Source organism: Aeromonas sp. 602200, from assembly GCF_049173895.1.
Classification (GTDB): Bacteria; Pseudomonadota; Gammaproteobacteria; order Enterobacterales; family Aeromonadaceae; genus Aeromonas; species Aeromonas veronii_A.
Window position 1 is genome coordinate 175518 of sequence record NZ_JAAKSL010000002.1, and the last position, 16835, is coordinate 192352.

17 protein-coding genes are annotated in these 16835 nt (G+C 58.4%); 11 read left to right on the plus strand and 6 right to left on the minus strand.

Annotation, left to right across the window (positions count from 1 at the left end; genetic code table 11):
• Nucleotides 1–216: 216 nt before the first annotated feature.
• The 3 genes from G5221_RS03895 to G5221_RS03905 all read right to left on the minus strand — a co-directional run bounded on the left by G5221_RS03895 (nucleotide 217) and on the right by G5221_RS03905 (nucleotide 3110).
• Nucleotides 217–957, minus strand: a complete 741-nt coding sequence (locus tag G5221_RS03895) for a YebC/PmpR family DNA-binding transcriptional regulator (RefSeq protein WP_005337681.1) — start codon at nucleotides 955–957, stop codon at nucleotides 217–219.
• Between the two features lie 102 nt (nucleotides 958–1059).
• A complete protein-coding gene (aspS, locus tag G5221_RS03900; protein ID WP_005337684.1) occupies nucleotides 1060–2826 on the minus strand; it encodes an aspartate--tRNA ligase in 1767 nt (588 codons plus the stop codon).
• Nucleotides 2827–2858: 32 nt separating this feature from the next.
• Nucleotides 2859–3110 (minus strand): FmdB family zinc ribbon protein, encoded by a 252-nt coding sequence (locus G5221_RS03905; RefSeq protein WP_005337686.1) that lies wholly within the window; start codon nucleotides 3108–3110, stop codon nucleotides 2859–2861.
• Between the two features lie 162 nt (nucleotides 3111–3272).
• Here G5221_RS03905 and G5221_RS03910 point away from each other — a divergent pair, with 162 nt between their 5' ends.
• From G5221_RS03910 to G5221_RS03935, 6 genes are all read left to right on the plus strand, one after another.
• Nucleotides 3273–4121: a DUF72 domain-containing protein gene (locus G5221_RS03910; RefSeq protein ID WP_266135099.1), complete on the plus strand. Its 849-nt coding sequence runs from the start codon at nucleotides 3273–3275 to the stop codon at nucleotides 4119–4121.
• Nucleotides 4122–4396: 275 nt separating this feature from the next.
• Complete coding sequence (cmoA, locus tag G5221_RS03915; RefSeq protein WP_236768462.1) at nucleotides 4397–5143, plus strand: carboxy-S-adenosyl-L-methionine synthase CmoA; 747 nt, start codon at nucleotides 4397–4399, stop codon at nucleotides 5141–5143.
• Nucleotides 5140–6117, plus strand: coding sequence for a tRNA 5-methoxyuridine(34)/uridine 5-oxyacetic acid(34) synthase CmoB (cmoB, locus tag G5221_RS03920; protein ID WP_266135100.1), 978 nt, complete (start codon nucleotides 5140–5142; stop codon nucleotides 6115–6117). The genes cmoA and cmoB overlap by 4 nt, the downstream gene beginning before the upstream one ends.
• Nucleotides 6118–6169: 52 nt before the next feature.
• Nucleotides 6170–6958: an ATP-dependent zinc protease gene (locus tag G5221_RS03925; protein WP_227342371.1), complete on the plus strand. Its 789-nt coding sequence runs from the start codon at nucleotides 6170–6172 to the stop codon at nucleotides 6956–6958.
• Between the two features lie 3 nt (nucleotides 6959–6961).
• Nucleotides 6962–8500, plus strand: a complete 1539-nt coding sequence (locus tag G5221_RS03930) for an inactive transglutaminase family protein (protein ID WP_216953263.1) — start codon at nucleotides 6962–6964, stop codon at nucleotides 8498–8500.
• Between the two features lie 3 nt (nucleotides 8501–8503).
• Nucleotides 8504–9469, plus strand: coding sequence for an alpha-L-glutamate ligase-like protein (locus G5221_RS03935; RefSeq protein ID WP_216953262.1), 966 nt, complete (start codon nucleotides 8504–8506; stop codon nucleotides 9467–9469).
• Between the two features lie 181 nt (nucleotides 9470–9650).
• Here G5221_RS03935 and G5221_RS03940 read toward each other — a convergent pair whose 3' ends face one another.
• A complete protein-coding gene (locus tag G5221_RS03940) occupies nucleotides 9651–10253 on the minus strand; it encodes a peroxiredoxin C (RefSeq protein WP_216953261.1) in 603 nt (200 codons plus the stop codon).
• Nucleotides 10254–10399: 146 nt separating this feature from the next.
• On the opposite strand from G5221_RS03940, the gene G5221_RS03945 reads away from it, so the two are divergent.
• From G5221_RS03945 to G5221_RS03960, 4 genes are all read left to right on the plus strand, one after another.
• Nucleotides 10400–11308 (plus strand): hydrogen peroxide-inducible genes activator, encoded by a 909-nt coding sequence (locus G5221_RS03945; protein WP_216953260.1) that lies wholly within the window; start codon nucleotides 10400–10402, stop codon nucleotides 11306–11308.
• Between the two features lie 193 nt (nucleotides 11309–11501).
• The gene (locus G5221_RS03950) at nucleotides 11502–11951 is read left to right on the plus strand and encodes a C40 family peptidase (RefSeq protein WP_216953259.1); all 450 of its coding nucleotides are present in this window, start codon (nucleotides 11502–11504) and stop codon (nucleotides 11949–11951) included.
• A gap of 279 nt (nucleotides 11952–12230) precedes the next feature.
• On the plus strand, nucleotides 12231–12407 hold the full coding sequence (locus G5221_RS03955; RefSeq protein WP_005347176.1) for a hypothetical protein: 177 nt from the start codon (nucleotides 12231–12233) through the stop codon (nucleotides 12405–12407).
• Nucleotides 12408–12903: 496 nt separating this feature from the next.
• The gene (locus tag G5221_RS03960) at nucleotides 12904–13080 is read left to right on the plus strand and encodes a hypothetical protein (protein ID WP_005337712.1); all 177 of its coding nucleotides are present in this window, start codon (nucleotides 12904–12906) and stop codon (nucleotides 13078–13080) included.
• Nucleotides 13081–13152: 72 nt separating this feature from the next.
• Here the strand turns inward: G5221_RS03960 and icd are convergent, their stop codons facing one another.
• Both icd and G5221_RS03970 read right to left on the minus strand, forming a co-directional pair.
• Nucleotides 13153–14406: an NADP-dependent isocitrate dehydrogenase gene (gene icd / locus G5221_RS03965; RefSeq protein WP_005347179.1), complete on the minus strand. Its 1254-nt coding sequence runs from the start codon at nucleotides 14404–14406 to the stop codon at nucleotides 13153–13155.
• Between the two features lie 156 nt (nucleotides 14407–14562).
• Nucleotides 14563–15438, minus strand: a complete 876-nt coding sequence (locus G5221_RS03970; RefSeq protein WP_421262860.1) for a helix-turn-helix transcriptional regulator — start codon at nucleotides 15436–15438, stop codon at nucleotides 14563–14565.
• Nucleotides 15439–15554: 116 nt separating this feature from the next.
• On the opposite strand from G5221_RS03970, the gene manA reads away from it, so the two are divergent.
• The gene (gene manA, locus G5221_RS03975) at nucleotides 15555–16745 is read left to right on the plus strand and encodes a mannose-6-phosphate isomerase, class I (protein ID WP_335843680.1); all 1191 of its coding nucleotides are present in this window, start codon (nucleotides 15555–15557) and stop codon (nucleotides 16743–16745) included.
• The last annotated feature ends 90 nt before the right edge of the window (nucleotides 16746–16835 follow it).

Here is a 16835-nt window from a genome sequence, read left to right on the forward strand (position 1 = left end):
GCCTCGCTAACGCAACGCAGCAGAACTGCCGACTGGCGTACGTGCAGGGCAGCAGGGACAGAGCAATGATAATTCGCAGAGAAAGCGGAGAAGACTGTCAGTGAAGAGAGTTGTTGCACCGGTTGATCAACCGACACATCAATCAGCAGTTGCCACGATGCAAAGATAAAAAAATGGCAGCCATCAGGCTGCCATCGGGAGAGCACGATTCAGCGATCAGAGGGTCGCAGCGACTTCATCGGAGATGGAGCCGTTGTGGTAAACCTCTTGCACGTCGTCCAGATCTTCCAGCATGTCGATGAGGCGCATCAGTTTGGGTGCAGTTTCTGCATCCAGCTCAGCTTCGGTGGAGGGGATCATGGTCACTTCGGCGCTCTGGGCCTTGAAGCCGGCAGCTTCCAGACCATCCAGCACGGTACCGAAGTCGTTCGGGGTGGTGTACACCTCGATGGTGCCATCCTCTTCGGTGACCACGTCATCGGCGCCCGCTTCCAGCGCAGCATCCATCAGGGCATCTTCGTCCACACCCACGAAGGTCAGCAGACCTTTCTTGCTGAACAGATAGGCAACGGAGCCGTCGGTGCCCAGGTTGCCACCGCACTTGCTGAAGGCGTGACGCACTTCGGCTACGGTACGGTTACGGTTGTCGGTCAGGCACTCTACCATCACCGCAGAGCCAGCCGGGCCGTAACCTTCGTACACGATGGTCTCGAGCTGTTCGCCATCGCCACCACCGGCGCCACGCTGAATGGCACGGTTGATGGTGTCGCGGGTCATGTTGTTGGTCAGGGCGGCAGTCACCGCAGCACGCAGACGCGGGTTGTTGGCCGGATCGGCATCACCCAGACGCGCGGAGGTAGTGATTTCGCGGATCAGCTTGGTGAAGATCTTGCCACGCTTGGCGTCCTGAGCGGCCTTGCGGTGTTTGATGTTGGCCCATTTACTGTGACCTGCCATAGAGACTCTCCGTTATTTTTTAAATGTCAGTAACACTGATCATGACTAACCCAAGGGAAACACAGAGGCCGCACGGCGGCGGCCTCCGGTGCCGGTATCGGCTTACTCGTCGCCCTTGACGGTGGTTGCAATCGCCAGCTCACCCAGTTGGGCGGCATTGGCAAGACTGGGGGCATCTGTCATCAGACAGGCAGCCGCGGTCGTTTTCGGGAAGGCGATGACGTCCCGAATGTTTTCGGTGCCGGTCAGCAGCATGCTGAGACGGTCCAGACCGAAGGCCAGACCGGCGTGCGGCGGGGTACCGTACTTCAGCGCATCCAGCAGGAAGCCGAACTTCAGGCGCTGCTCGGCCGGGGTGATACCCAGGATATCGAACACGGTGGATTGCATCTCGCTGTTGTGGATACGGACAGAGCCGCCACCCACTTCGTAGCCGTTGATCACCATGTCGTAGGCGTTGGCGTAAGCACCCACAGGGTTGGCTTTCAGCTCGGCCGGGCTCATGTTGCTCGGCGCGGTGAACGGGTGGTGCATGGCGGCCAGACCACCTTCACCATCTTCCTCGAACATCGGGAAGTCGATGACCCACAGCGGTTTCCAGCTGTTCTCCAGCAGGCCCAGATCGCGACCCACTTTCAGACGCAGGGCGCCCATGGCATCGCAGACCACTTTCTTGCTGTCAGCGCCAAAGAAGATGATGTCGCCGTCGGCAGCGCCGGTACGGGCCAGGATCTCGCGCACGATGGCGTCAGAGAGAAACTTGGCAACCGGAGACTGCACGCCTTCGATACCATTGGCGGCTTCGTTGACCTTCATCCAGGCCAGACCCTTGGCACCGTAGATGCCGACAAACTTGGTGTATTCGTCGATCTGCTTGCGAGAGAGCTCGGCACCGCCCGGTACTTTCAGGGCTGCCACGCGGCCTTTCGGATCGTTGGCAGGGCCGGCGAACACGGCGAACTCGACGGCAGTCAGCAGATCAGCCACATCGACCAGCTCCATCGGCAGACGCAGGTCCGGCTTGTCGGAGCCGTAACGACGCATGGCTTCGTCGAAGGTCATGATCGGGAAGTCGCCCAGATCCACGTTCAGGATGTGCAGCCACAGTTTGCGGATCATCTCTTCCATCACTTCACGCACTTGCGGCGCGGTCATGAAGGAGGTCTCCACGTCGATCTGGGTGAATTCCGGCTGGCGGTCGGCACGCAGGTCTTCGTCACGGAAGCACTTGACGATCTGGTAGTAACGGTCGAAGCCGGACATCATCAGCAGTTGCTTGAACAGCTGGGGAGATTGCGGCAGAGCGTAGAACTTGCCCTTGTGCACGCGGCTCGGCACCAGATAGTCACGGGCACCTTCCGGGGTGGCCTTGGTCAGCATCGGGGTCTCGATATCGAGGAAGCCGTGCTCGTCCATGAAGCGGCGTACGAAGGCGCTGGCCTTGGCACGGGTCTTCAGGTACTTGGCCATCTCGGGACGACGCAGATCCAGGTAGCGATACTTGAGGCTGATCTCTTCGCTGTTGACCTGATTGAAGTCCAGCGGCAGCGGCTCGGCACGGTTGATGATGTTGAGTTCGTGGGCGAACACTTCGATGGCGCCAGTGGCCATGTCGCTGTTGCGCTGGGACTCGGGACGGGTGCGCACCACGCCGGTCACCTGGATGCAGAACTCGCCGCGCAGCTCGGAGGCCAGGGCGAACGCGTCCGGCTTGTCCGGATCGAAGAACACCTGAACGATCCCTTCCCGGTCGCGCATATCGATAAAGATCAGACCGCCGAGATCACGACGACGATGAACCCAACCGCACAATGTAATGGTCTGCCCTGCATGGGCCTCATTGACCTGTCCGCAATAGATAGAGCGCATGGACTTCTTCCTTCGAAATTGTAGAGAGACGGTTAACCTTGGGCCGCCGGGCACGACTGGCAAGCACCGTCTGTCTCACAGCTGGCCAGATTCTTTTTCTTACCCGGTTTGAAATCAGTCTCGTACCATCCGGTTCCCTTGAGCCGGAAGCCTGCCGCCGATATCAGCTTGACCAGATTCGGCTTGCTACAGGCCGGACAGTCGGTCAGGGGGGCATCGGAAAGCTTTTGCAGTTTTGCCAATTCATGGCCACAGACGTCGCAACGATATTCGTAGATAGGCATGGGTCACAAGAAATTGAAAAACAAAAGGGCTGGCATTATAGAGGAAAACCCCCTTTTGGGTAAAATGGCCAGCGGCCTCCTTTCGCCAGTTTTTTGCACTCGATGGCAAAAAGCGGGCAAAAAATCGGCACGAATGCACCTAGAGCGAAGAGAATAGCCATCATGAGCCTCTATTTGGGCCTGCCACAGTGGTCCCACCCCAGCTGGCCCGGCCAGTTGCTGGGCCTTGGCGCCAAGCCTGCCGAACACCTCGCCCACTACGCCACCGTGTTCAATTCGGTGGAGGGCAACACCACCTTCTACGCCCTGCCAACACCGGATACGGTACATCGCTGGGCCGATGCGGTGCCCGATCACTTTCGTTTCAACTTCAAATTTCCGCAAACCATCAGCCACCAGAGCGATCTGGTGAGCGCAGACAAACAAGTCGCCGACTTTATTCGCCTGCTCGCCCCGCTGCACGACAAGCTGGGGCTGCTCACCCTGCAGTTGCCCGCTCGTTTTGGGCCACAGGGGCTGGCCAGACTGGCGGCCTTTATCGAGCGGCTGCCACGGGCGTTTCGCTACGCCCTCGAGGTGCGTCACCCCGACTTTTTCGCCAAGGGGGAGGCCGAGCGGGCCTTGAACCGGCTGCTGATGGAACAGGGTGTGAACCGGGTGATGCTCGACAGCCGGCCACTCTTCTCGGTGCCAGCAACCACGCCAGCCCTTGTCGATGCCCAGGGCAAGAAGCCACGCCTGCCGGTGCATCTGCTGGCTACCGCCAACGCCCCCATGGTGCGCTTTATCGGCCTGCCGGATCCGGCGGCCAATCACCCCTTCCTGCCCAGCTGGCTCCCCCACTGGCGCCAGTGGCTGGCCGAGGGCAAGGATCTTTACCTCTACATCCACACCGCCGACAACGCCCAAGCCCCCGAGCTGGCCCGTCAGGTAAGTCGTCTGCTGGGGCAGGAGATGGCCCCCTGGCCGGGGGAAAACGATCGCGCACGTCAGGGAGTGCTGCGCTTTTAGCCAACCCATTCTGCGGCCATCATTTCGCTGCAAAAAAAGTGCTTTTTTGTGGCGTGGCAAGCCCTGGCGTCAAGACAAACGGCCATCAATCCTCTACACTACCGCCCCAAGTAAGGGTCCGGAACATGGCCCGTACGAGCAGGAGCGGTCCAAAGGATTTCACGACCAGCCACCCCGTTCGTAAACAGATGATTGACCTACTCTGATGGGTATCATCCAACGACTCAATTGAACAATACAGCCGGGTGATGTCCCGACTGTCAGGTTGCGCCAGCATGCAGACCAAAGACCAAATTTTTGCCGCCCCGATCGCCCGATTGGGCGACTTCTGTTTTGACGAACAGGTCGTCGACGTATTCCCCGATATGATCCAGCGCTCGGTGCCGGGTTACAGCAACATCATCTCTGCCATCGGCATGATGGCCGCCCGCTACGCCCAACCCGAGAGCCGACTCTATGATCTCGGCTGCTCACTGGGCGCCGCGACCCAGGCGATGCGTCGCCATGTCAGCCAGCCCGGCTGCCGCATTACCGCGGTGGATCTCTCCCACCCGATGATCGAACGCGCCCGCGCCCACCTCTCCGGTTTCAAATCCGAGGTGCCGGTGGAGCTGGTAGAGGCGGATATCTGCGACATCGAGATCGAGAACGCCTCCGTGGTGGTGCTCAACTTCACCCTGCAATTTGTCGAGCCAGAGAAACGGGCCGCCCTGATCCAGCGTATTCACGATGGGCTGCGCCCGGGCGGGATCCTGATCCTGAGCGAAAAGTTCCGCTTCGAAGATGAACCGGTCAACGAGTTGCTCATCGATCTGCATCTCGACTTCAAGCGGGCCAATGGCTACAGCGAGCTGGAGATCAGCCAGAAACGCACTGCCCTTGAGAACGTGATGCGCACCGACAGCCTGCCGGTGCATCAGGCACGCCTGCGGGATGCCGGTTTCGTCCATCAGGATCTCTGGTTCCAGTGCTTCAACTTCGGCTCCATGATTGCCATCAAATCCAGCGACGCCCAGCCATGATCGACTTTGCCAATTTCTATCAACTGATTGCCAAAAACCGGCTGAGCCACTGGCTGCATACCCTGCCCGCCCAGCTGCACACCTGGCAACATGACAACCAGCATGGCGATCTGCCGCGCTGGAACCGCGCCCTCAACAAGCTGCCGGTGGTCTCCCCCGGCAACATCGAGCTGAAAAGCCGGGTCGAGATTGGCTCGGCCGAGAGCCTGGGCGAAGGGGAGCGCAAGAAGGTCGAGAGCCTGCTGCGCCACTTCATGCCCTGGCGCAAGGGGCCCTTCACCGTGCACGGTATCCATATCGACACCGAGTGGCGCTCCGACTGGAAGTGGGATCGGGTGCTGCCCCATATCAGCCCGCTCCAGGGCCGTTACGTGCTGGATGTGGGTTGCGGCAGCGGCTACCACCTCTGGCGCATGGTGGGTGAAGGGGCTCGGCTTGCAGTCGGCATAGACCCGAGTCCGCTGTTCCTCTGCCAGTTCGAGGCCATTCGCCACTTCGCAGGCAATGATCAGCGTGCCCACCTGTTGCCGCTCGGTATTCAGGAGCTGCCGGAGCTGCGTGCCTTTGACACCGTCTTCTCCATGGGAGTGCTCTATCACCGCAAATCCCCCATCGAGCACATCGAGCAGTTGCGCAATCAATTGAAAGATGATGGCGAACTGGTGCTGGAGACGCTAGTGATTGACGGCGGTGTCAACGACGTACTGATGCCCACCGATCGTTACGGCAAGATGCGCAACGTCTGGTTTATTCCCTCAAGCCGCGCCCTCAAGCTATGGGTCGAGCGCTGCGGCTTCACCGACGTGCGAATAGTAGACGAGAATATGACCAGCACGGACGAACAGCGTCGTACCGACTGGATGATTAATGAATCCCTGAGTGACTATCTGGATCCAGACAATCCGGCACTCACGGTAGAAGGACACCCGGCGCCGAAACGTGCCGTACTGATTGCCCGCAAGGCCAAAGACTAGCCGGTGGCGCTTGTGGAAGTTACACTGACCCAATTCCAGGAAGCACAGTTAAATGAATGACATGAAAAGCAAATTAAAAGGAATGACCCTGCTATCCCTGCTCAGTCTCGGCGGGTGTGTCAATATGGAAAAAACGCCTCAGGTTCCCGCTCTGACGCTGGCCGAGCTTCGTAGCGAGCTGAGCCAGAGCGAGCTGCGCCTGCAAACATCCATGGAACAGCAACAGAAGCAGTATGTGCAGCAACAGCACCTGCTGGTTCAGCTCAACACAGATGTCACCAATATGAAAGAGTCCGTCAAGCAAGTAGATCACAAGCTCGCAGCTCTCCCCTCCGAGCCACCCAAACCGATGGCCATCCCCACCGAGAAGTGCCCGGCCCCCAATCAGGGCCACACCATCGATGGCAAGCTGATGGTCGGTGAAGCGGAGTGGATCTGGGTTGATGCCGCCAACGACGCCTTCCAGGCGCGGGTCGATACCGGTGCGACCACCTCCTCCATCAGTGCCCAGGAGATCACCATTTTCGAACGCAATGGCAAAAACTGGGTGCGCTTCTTCCTGAGTCATCAGGATGTGGATGACAAGATCCAGATCGAAGCGCCGCTGGTACGCCATGTGCGGGTGCGTCAGGCCTCTGCCGACGATCTCGACCGCCGTCCGGTGGTCCGTCTGGCGGTACGGATTGGCGACATGACCGAGAAAGCCGAATTTACCCTGAAGGACCGCAGCGACATGACCTTCCCGGTGCTGCTGGGTCGCGAATTTTTGAAAGACATCGCCGTGGTTGATGTGGCCCGCGAATATATCCAACCCAAACCCAAGCTCAAGGATGTGAAATAATCCATGGTTTCCCGTAAGCCGTTCTATTTGCTGGTAGCCCTGCTGTACATTGTCGGCCTGGGGATGACGATCTATCACCATATCGCGTTGGATGTGCCGCTGACGCCCGGTGAAAAGCGCCAGATCTGGTCCATCGAAGCCAAGCTGGAGTTTGAGGCGACCGGTGAGCCGGTGATCGCCTCCCTGGCCATTCCGGGCACCCAGCCCGGTTTCACCCTGATGAACGAGAACGCCGCCAGCCCCGGCTACGGCCTCTCCTTTGTCGAGAAAGATGGCGATGCCCGCGCCGAGTGGTCCATCCGCACCGCCTCCGGCCGTCAGGAGCTCTACTACCGCGTCGACATGATGGCAGATGCCCATGCCAAACCGGCCGCCAATCCGCAGCCGCCTGCCATCGAGAAGCAGATCGAGAGTGAGCCTTATGCCACCGCGATGAAGCAGATCCTCGAGCGGGCCCAGGAGCGCTCTGCCGACGGCTACACCCTGACTCGCGAGATCATCAAGGAGATCGAGAAGCAGGAGCAGAACGCCGAGCTGCTGAAAAAGCACAAGAGCCGTGCCAACCTGATCGCCGAGCTGCTCAACAATGCTGACGTCCCCACCCGCGTGGTGCATGCTCTGAATCTGGAAGATGGCCGCCGTCGTCAGGAGCTGGTGGATTACCTGCAGGTATTCAACAGCCCGACCGACTACAAGCTGTTCAACCCGCAAACCGGTGAACAGGGCCGTCCGGCCAACCTGCTGCTGTGGGAGTACAACTCCGGCGCCCTGCTGGATGTGACCGGTGGTCACAACTCCCGTGTCAGCTTCTCGATGATCGAGCAGGAGCAGCCGGTCAGCGTGGCGCTGGCCCAGAAGTTTGAAAAATCAGAGATGATGAACTTCTCTATCCACAGCCTGCCGCTGGAAGAGCAGACCCTGTTCAAGGGCTTGCTGCTTATCCCGATCGGCGTGCTGATGGTGGTGTTCTTGCGCGTGATTGTCGGCATCAAGACCTCCGGTACCTTTATGCCGGTGCTGATCGCCGTCGCCTTTATCCAGACCCAGCTGATCACCGGTCTGGTGGGCTTCCTGCTGATCGTCGGCACAGGTCTGGTGATCCGCTCCTATCTGTCACGGCTCAACCTGCTGCTGGTCGCCCGAATATCGGCCATCATCATCATGGTGATCTCGATGATCGGTATCTTCTCTGCCTTTGCCTTCAAGCTGGGGCTGACCGACGGTATGAAGATCACCTTCTTCCCGATGATCATCCTCTCCTGGACCATCGAGCGGATGTCCATCCTGTGGGAAGAAGAGGGCCCGAAAGAGGTGTTCCGTCAGGGCGGTGGCTCCCTGCTGGTGGCCATCATCGCCTATCTGGCCATGGACAACGAACTGATCCGTCACCTCACGTTCAACTTCCTCGGCCTGCAGCTGGTACTGATGGCGACCGTGTTGTTGATGGGTAACTACACCGGCTACAAGCTGAGTGAGCTGAAGCGCTTCAAGCCGCTGGTGGACGAGATCAAGTCTGGCGCCACCCCGGGTAAGGACAAGTAACAGATGTGGTTCTGGGAAAAGTACACCACCCCGTGGAGCCTGTCGCAGGCAGGCATCCTCGGCATGAACAAGCGCAACCACTCCTACATCAGCCGCTACAATCCGCGCAGCCTCTATCCGCTGGTGGATGACAAGCTGCAGACCAAGCAAATTGCGCTGGATGCAGGCGTGACGGTGCCTGAGCTGATCGGCACCATCCGTGCCCAGCACGATGTAGGTCGCATCACCGAGCTGGTAAAAGATTGGCCGGGCTTCTGCATCAAGCCGGCCCGTGGCTCTGGCGGCAAGGGGATCCTGGTGATCCTGCGTCAGGAAGATGGTCTCTTCTACAAACCCAACGGCAGCGCCTGCAACGGCCAGGATCTGGAGCGCCATGTCTCCAACATTCTGGCGGGGCTCTATTCGCTTGGTGGCAAGCCAGACGTAGCGCTGGTCGAAGGCCTTATCAACTTCGATGACGTATTCGACGGCTACTCGTTCGAAGGGGTGCCCGATGCCCGGGTGATCATCTTCAAAGGCTTCCCGGTGATGGCGATGATGCGCCTCTCCACCTCGGCCTCCGATGGCAAGGCGAACCTGCACCAGGGCGCCGTTGGGGTGGGTCTGTGCCTGCGTACCGGCCGCGCGCTGCGGGCGGTGCAGTTTGGCAATCCGCTGCGACACCACCCGGATACCGGCCTCGACCTCTATGAGCTCAAGGTACCCCACTGGGATACCCTGCTCACCCTGGCCGCCTCCTGTTACGAGATGTCTGGTCTGGGCTACATCGGTACCGACATGGTGCTGGACAAGTTCCGCGGCCCCATGCTGCTGGAGCTCAACGCCCGCCCGGGTCTGGCCATTCAAATCGCCAACGGTCGTGGCCTGGTGCCCAACCTCAAGACCATCGAGAAGCTGGGACAGGTCAAGATGAGCGTGGCGCAGCGGGTCAACTTTGCCAAAGAACACTTCGGTATCTTTGACGAGTAGTCCCGCCCCCCATGTCAAAAGCGCGCCAAAGGGCGCGCTTTTTTATGACTGCCGTTTATCGGCGCGCTGCCGGCAACGACAATCCTGCCGAGCAATGGGACAGAACCAGACAGCCAAACAACGGCCATAAAAAAACCGATGCCTGGGCATCGGTTTTTCACTATCCGGCACGCAGACCTGATTACAGGGAAGCGGCGTTCTCGGACAGATACTTGGCAACGCCATCCGGGGAGGCGGTCATGCCTTTCTTGCCTTTCTCCCACTGAGCCGGGCACACTTCGCCGTGCTCTTCGTGGAACTGCAGGGCATCCACCATGCGCAGCATCTCGTCGATGTTGCGACCCAGCGGCAGATCGTTGACTACCTGGTGACGAACAACACCGTTTTTGTCGATCAGGAAGGAGCCACGGAACGCCACACCGGCTTCCGGGTGCTCGACATCATAGGCTTTGCAGATCTCGTGCTTGATGTCGGCAACCAAGGGGTACTTGACTGGGCCGATGCCGCCGTCTTCGATCTTGGTGTTGCGCCAGGCGTTGTGAGAGAACTCGGAATCGATGGAAACACCGATCACTTCCACGCCACGCTTGTTGAACTCTTCCAGACGGTGATCGAAGGCAATCAGCTCGGACGGGCAGACGAAGGTGAAGTCGAGCGGATAGAAGAACAGGACGGCTGCCTTGCCTTTGATGTGGGATGAGAGGGTGAACGAATCAACGATCTCGCCATTACCCAGAACGGCTGCGGCGGTAAAATCGGGTGCGGGACGGCCTACCAATACCATATTCAATTCCTCTTTAAGTGAAGTGAACAATCCAGTCAGGATTGGGCTACCAAGAGCCTAGTCCGTCTAATTCAAGCGACAAACTATAGACCCGGTGGTAGATTAGTTAAATCAAATTAAATAGATAGCATTAATCGGATTTTCCTATGCAACGTTGGCCCAGCCTCAAACAGCTGCAATATCTGGTCGCTCTCGACGAGCACAAGAACTTCAACCGCGCCGCCAAGGCCTGTCATGTCAGCCAGTCGACCCTGAGTACCGGGATCCAGACGCTGGAAGAGATGATGAACCTGCAACTGGTGGAGCGGGACCACAAGAGCTTCATTATGACCCCGGTCGGCATGGAAATCGTCGAGCGCGCTCGCAATTTGCTCTCCGATGCGCGAGATCTGATGGAACTAGGTCAACACCAGGGTGGTGTGATGCAGGGGACCGTGCGTCTGGGCTGTATTCCCACCATCGCCCCCTTCCTGCTCAGCAAACTGCTGAAAGTATGCAGCAAAACCTATCCTGACCTCGAATTGTTACTGCGGGAAGACACCACCAGCAATCTGCTCAAACAGCTGGAACAAGGTCAGCTCGACTTGCTGATCCTCGCCCTCCCCATCGAGATCGGTGGTTTTCACTGCAAGACCGTCGGCCAGGATCCGTTCCACATGGTGATGCCCGCCAGCATGGCGGCCGGTCTGCACACCCCGTTCGACTACAAGGAGCTGCCAAACCAGAGCATCTTCCTGCTGGAGCGGGAGCACTGCCTCACCGAGCACGCAGTGAGCGCTTGCCGTCTGCGGGACAAGAGCAAGATCAATCCCTTTGCCGCCACCAGCCTGCACACTCTGGTGCAGATGGTCGAGGCGGGACTTGGCACTACCTTCCTGCCTCAGATGGCCATCGACGCCGGCATTCTTGCCAATTCGGATCTGGTCGCCATTCCCCTGCCGGGGGAAAAATCCTATCGCGAGATCGGCATGGTTTGGCGTCCCAGTACCACCCGGGTGCAAACCTTCTATAAGCTGGCCGAATTGCTTACCCCACTGATCAATCCCGCCCACTGACCCCGAATGCCAGCCGCAGGCTGGCGTTTTTCGCTCACTTGCCGCATTTTCTCCTTGCGGGACTAGGTATCAAGCCAGATCCCTGTTTATGATGGAAAAGTTGTCACGCCACTGGCGGCCGTCACCACATTCTGTCCGGGGTGGCGGTTAACAGACGTCTCTATTGGTAGACCCCGTTGTGGAGAGCTCTCCGATGTACCGCAAGCTGATGCTATCCCTGCTGACCCTGCTGCTGGCCGCCTGCTCCAGCACGCCAGAGCCACCGCCGCCCCGTCAGCAGAGCAGTGCCTTTGACGGTTTCTACCAGCAGTGGCGTGGCGTCCCCTACCGGATGGGCGGCACCAACCGCGCCGGACTCGACTGCTCCGCCTTCACCCAGCTCGCCTACAATCAGGTGCTGGGAGTCAACTTGCCAAGAACCACCGAATCCCAGGCCAGTATCGGCAAACCGGTGGATCGCTACCGGCTGCAACACGGGGATCTGGTCTTCTTCAAAACCGGCTGGCAGCAGTACCATGTGGGGGTCTATACCGGTGCCGGCGAGTTTATCCACGCCTCCACGAGCAAGGGTGTAATCCGTTCGAGACTCGACAATGTCTACTGGAACAGCCGCTATTGGCAAGCCCGTCGGGTAACCCAGTAAAGGTTCAAACACCTGCCCGTTATACTGCTGGACTCCGTCAATCCCGGTCGCCAGGTCGAGATAATCCCCTGCACTGAAAACTCAATTGGCCCCAAAACCTGCCTTTCATACCATTTTGTGATAAGGTGGTGGCCAATTTTTAGCACTTTCGCGCTTTTCTCATACGCTATCTGTCCTGATTGACAATAAGCGAAGCAGCGAAAGTGGCTGTGACAGCACTGCCGGACGGGTGGCTCACAGCAGCAGTATCAAGGGTTAAATAGATAAGGAGATCATCCAATGAAACAGTATCAAAACTGGCTGGGGCAATACCTGATGAGTCGCCGTGACGGCGACCACGCCATGGCATGCGAGATGGCGAGTTCCATCTGCGAGTTCTGGCAACAACAGGGAGATGAAACCGAACTGGACAAGTGGCAGCAGATTTACCAGAACCATCTGGAAAAGACCACCTGATCCCGACCGTCACCTTGCTGCCAGCCATCTGTTGGCAGCAAGGCTGCCCCCTATTGCTTCGCGCATAGCCAGTTCCCGCATAACGCCCTTTTGCATGCCCCCTCTACCATTTCTTGAGTCCATGACAGTGCTCATCCAGAACCAAGTGTCGAGCTCGTCGATGCAACCGGACACAACAGGGTTCCCCACCCTGTTTCCCCGGGTTTCATCCAAACCAACCGCGTCCTCACGGCGGGTTTTCTGTTTTGAGAACAAGGGGATGGGCAGTTCTGTCGCAATCCATGGCGACAATTTCCCCAAGTTGGTCAGTTTGTGCTAAAATGGCGCTCATTTTTTGACATCTCGCGTCACGTTCGCCGCCAGATTGCCCATCGGGCTCTCTGCCCGGGTCGTGACTTTGCACCATCATGCCTGATGATGTTCCCCCCAGGATGAGCCGACAGGCTCCCGTCAAGGTGGGCACCTTCAAGGGCACATGAGATAAGGAGATCGGGTAATGAAACAATATCAAAGCTGGCTGGGAGATTATCTGATGAGCCGACGTGACGGAGATCACGCGATGGCTTCGGAACTTGCCAACACCATCTGCGCCTTCTGGAAGGCCCAGGGTGATGAAGCAGAAACCAGCAAATGGCAGCAACGCTATCAGCAACACGTAGAGCAGGCGCAATAAGCCCCTGCACTCTTTCGCGATAAGAAAACCGGCGCACATGGCGCCGGTTTTGCGTTTCTGGCAAGCAGCAGATTACATCTGGTCGATCATGTCCTGAGCAAACTGGGAACAGGAGCGCAGGGTGGCCCCTTCCATCAGACGCTCGAAGTCATAGGTGACGGTCTTGTTGCGGATCGCCGCTTCCATCCCCTTGATGATGAGATCGGCCGCTTCGACCCAGCCCATGTGGCGCAGCATCATCTCGGCGGAGAGGATCAGCGAGCCCGGGTTGACCTTGTCCTGACCGGCATATTTCGGTGCAGTACCGTGAGTTGCCTCGAACAGAGCCACGCCATCACCGATGTTGGCACCCGGCGCGATACCGATACCGCCCACCTGAGCAGCCAGCGCATCGGAGATGTAGTCACCGTTGAGGTTCATACAGGCGATGACGTCATACTCGGCCGGACGCAGCAGGATCTGCTGCAGGAAGGCGTCGGCGATGACATCCTTGATGACGATGGTCTTGCCGGTTTTCGGGTTCTTGAAGGAGCACCATGGGCCGCCATCGATCAGCTGGGCACCGTACTCGTTCTGGGCCAGAGCATAGCCCCAATCCTTGAAGGCACCTTCGGTGAACTTCATGATGTTGCCCTTGTGCACCAGAGTCACGGAGTCACGATCGTTGTCGATGGCATACTCGATGGCGGCACGCACCAGACGCTCGGTACCGGCCTTGGACATCGGCTTGATGCCGATACCACAGGACTCGGGGAAGCGAATTTTCTTCACGCCCATCTCGTTTTGCAGGAAGGCGATCACCTTGTTCGCTTCGGCACTGTCGGCCTTCCACTCGATGCCGGCGTAGATGTCTTCGGCGTTTTCGCGGAAGATCACCATGTCGGTCAGATCAGGACGTTTCACCGGGCTCGGGGTGCCGTCGTAGTAACGCACCGGGCGCAGGCAGATGTAGAGATCCAGCTCCTGACGCAGGGCTACGTTGAGGGAGCGAATACCGCCACCGACCGGAGTAGTCAGCGGGCCCTTGATGGCCACGCAGTATTCGCGAATGAAATCCAGGGTTTCGGCCGGCAGCCAGGCACCTTCGCCATAGACATGAGTCGATTTCTCGCCGGTATAGATCTCCATCCAGGCGATCTTGCGCTCGCCCTTGTAGGCTTTCTCGACCGCAGCATTCACCACATTCAACATGGCCGGGGTTACGTCAACACCGATGCCATCCCCTTCAATAAACGGAATGATCGGATGGTTGGGAACCTGCAGCTTGCCGTTGGCATCGACTGTGATTTTTTGACCCTGGGTCGGGATTACTACTTTGCTTTCCATCGGCATCTCCTAACTTCCGTTTGTTATCAACTTGTTTGTTGCGCGCGGCCATCTTAGCCCATTCATTTTCATAATAAAACGACAAGAAAGCATGTCAGACCAAAGAGGTAGCCACCCGCCAGTGCGCCGTCACCACGCCTCTCCGACCTCGCCCAGTTATCCCTCCAGCTCGCTGGCCGCCGCCTGCGGCTGACTCAGGGAACGGTACTGGGAAGGGGTCAAACCGGTCTTCTGTTTGAACACCCGGCAGAAGTAGTTCACGTCACTGTAACCGCAGCGACTGGCCACCTCTTCAAGACGAAAGCGGTACTTTTTCAGCATGAATTTGGCCCGATCGATCCGCACCCAGCTGATGTAATCGGCAAGGCGCATATGACCCTGCTCGCGGAACAGGCGTGAGAGATGGCTGGGGGAGAGATTGAAGCGGGCGGCGATGCATTCGCGACTGATGGGGCGGTGGAAATTTTCCTGAATGTAGATGCAGATGCCGTGAAAAAGATCGGAGCCACGAGGACGACCGCTCTCTGACTCCACCAGCAACTGCCGTGAATAACTTAGCAGCGCCTGCAGCAGGTGATTGTCCATCGGTGCCCTTATCGGCTCCTGCGCAAGGGTGTTGAGGGAGAGCAGGATATGATCGAGCGCCCGTCCGGCACCGGCCTGAATACTGTGCTTCTGCACATCGAAGAAGCCGGTGTCTCCCTTGTGCTTGCTCACCAGACTGAACCCTATCTGACGCTTGCCGAACAACAGGCTGAGCACGGAACAGTCATTGTCCCAATCCGGCTTGTTCCAGCCGTTGGGGGGAATGTACATCGCCTCCCGCGGCCCCATCTGTACCGACTGCACATCCCCTTCCGGGGACCAGATCTGGTTGAGATAGTGGCCACTGAATACCAGCTCGAGACGCGGAAAATTGACCTGATAACTGAAGCAGGGAGGCACCCCTTTGTCAGAGGCAAACAACACCTTCTCAAAGCCTCCCCCCTCACTTAGAAAGCCGTCCAACAGCTGGGTAAAGATGATACTCATGAATGATCCTGATCAAGATGCAGAGAGCAACCGATTGCGGTGCGCTGCCCCTGCCATGCTATAGTCCGCGCCAGACTGAAATTCCCAAAAAATCGTTCTGATACAAGGAGCCATCCATGAGCTACCCGCCGTTTTTTCTAATGTGCAACCCGATCCAGGATTATGTCTGGGGCAGTCGTGACTCCCTGACCACGCTGTTTGGCATCAAAAATCCCGAAGGCAAACCACAAGCTGAACTGTGGATGGGCGCTCACCCCAATGGCTGCTCCGAAGTGACCCTGGCAGGAGAGACCGTGAAGCTTTCCAGCCTGATTGACGCCAACCCCGTCGCCATGCTGGGCGAAGCTACCCAGGCTCGTTTCGGCTCACTCCCCTTCCTGTTCAAGGTGCTCTGCGCCGAGCAAGCCCTCTCCATTCAGGTACATCCGAGCAAGGCACAGGCCGAAGCCGGTTTTGCCAAAGAAGAGGCCGCAGGCATCGATATCAAGGCGAGCAACCGCAACTACAAGGATCCGAACCACAAGCCGGAGCTGGTCTTTGCCCTCACTCGCTATCAGGCGATGAACGGCTTTCGCGCCATCCCGGCCATCCTGGCCCTGTTCGATCGCATGGCGCTGCCCGCACTGGTCGACCTGACCGCGGCGCTTCGCCAGTCACAGGATGAAGCTGGCCTGCAGCACTTCTTCCACCAGCTGCTGATCCTCAGCGGTGATCGCAAGGACGAGGCGCTGGCTGGCCTACTGGCCTATGCCGCCGCCCATCAGGATGAAGAGACTTTCGCCACCATCAGCAAGCTGGCCAACCAGTACCCGGGGGATGTGGGGCTCTTCTCGCCGTTGCTGCTCAACGTGGTGACACTTGAGTCTGGTCAGGCGATGTTCCTCGATGCCCAGACCCCCCACGCCTACATCCACGGCACTGGCCTCGAGATCATGGCCAACTCGGACAACGTGCTGCGTGCCGGTCTGACCCCCAAATACATGGATGTGCCGGAGCTGCTGGCCTGCACCCGCTGTGTCGCCAAACCGGACGACCAGATCCTGCTCACCCCTCGCATGGAAGGCACAGTACAGCACTTCGACGTGCCGGTACCGGATTTCACCTTCAGCGTATATGGCGCAGGCGAATATGCCCTCACCACCGGCAATGCCGAGATCCTGTTCGCCATCGATGGGCCCATCACCCTCATTGGCCAGGATGGCGAGCGTCTGACACTGACCATAGGGCAATCTGCATTTGTACCCGCCAGCACCGGCGATTATCGCGTGACGGCTGAAGGGCGTTTTGCCCGCGCCAGCAACCGCTGATCCTGGTGGGCCATCGCCTCATCACCCTCTGTTCAAAGGGCCCAGCAGGGCTCTTTTTTTCAGCGCATCTGATCATGTGGAGCCCAGTAC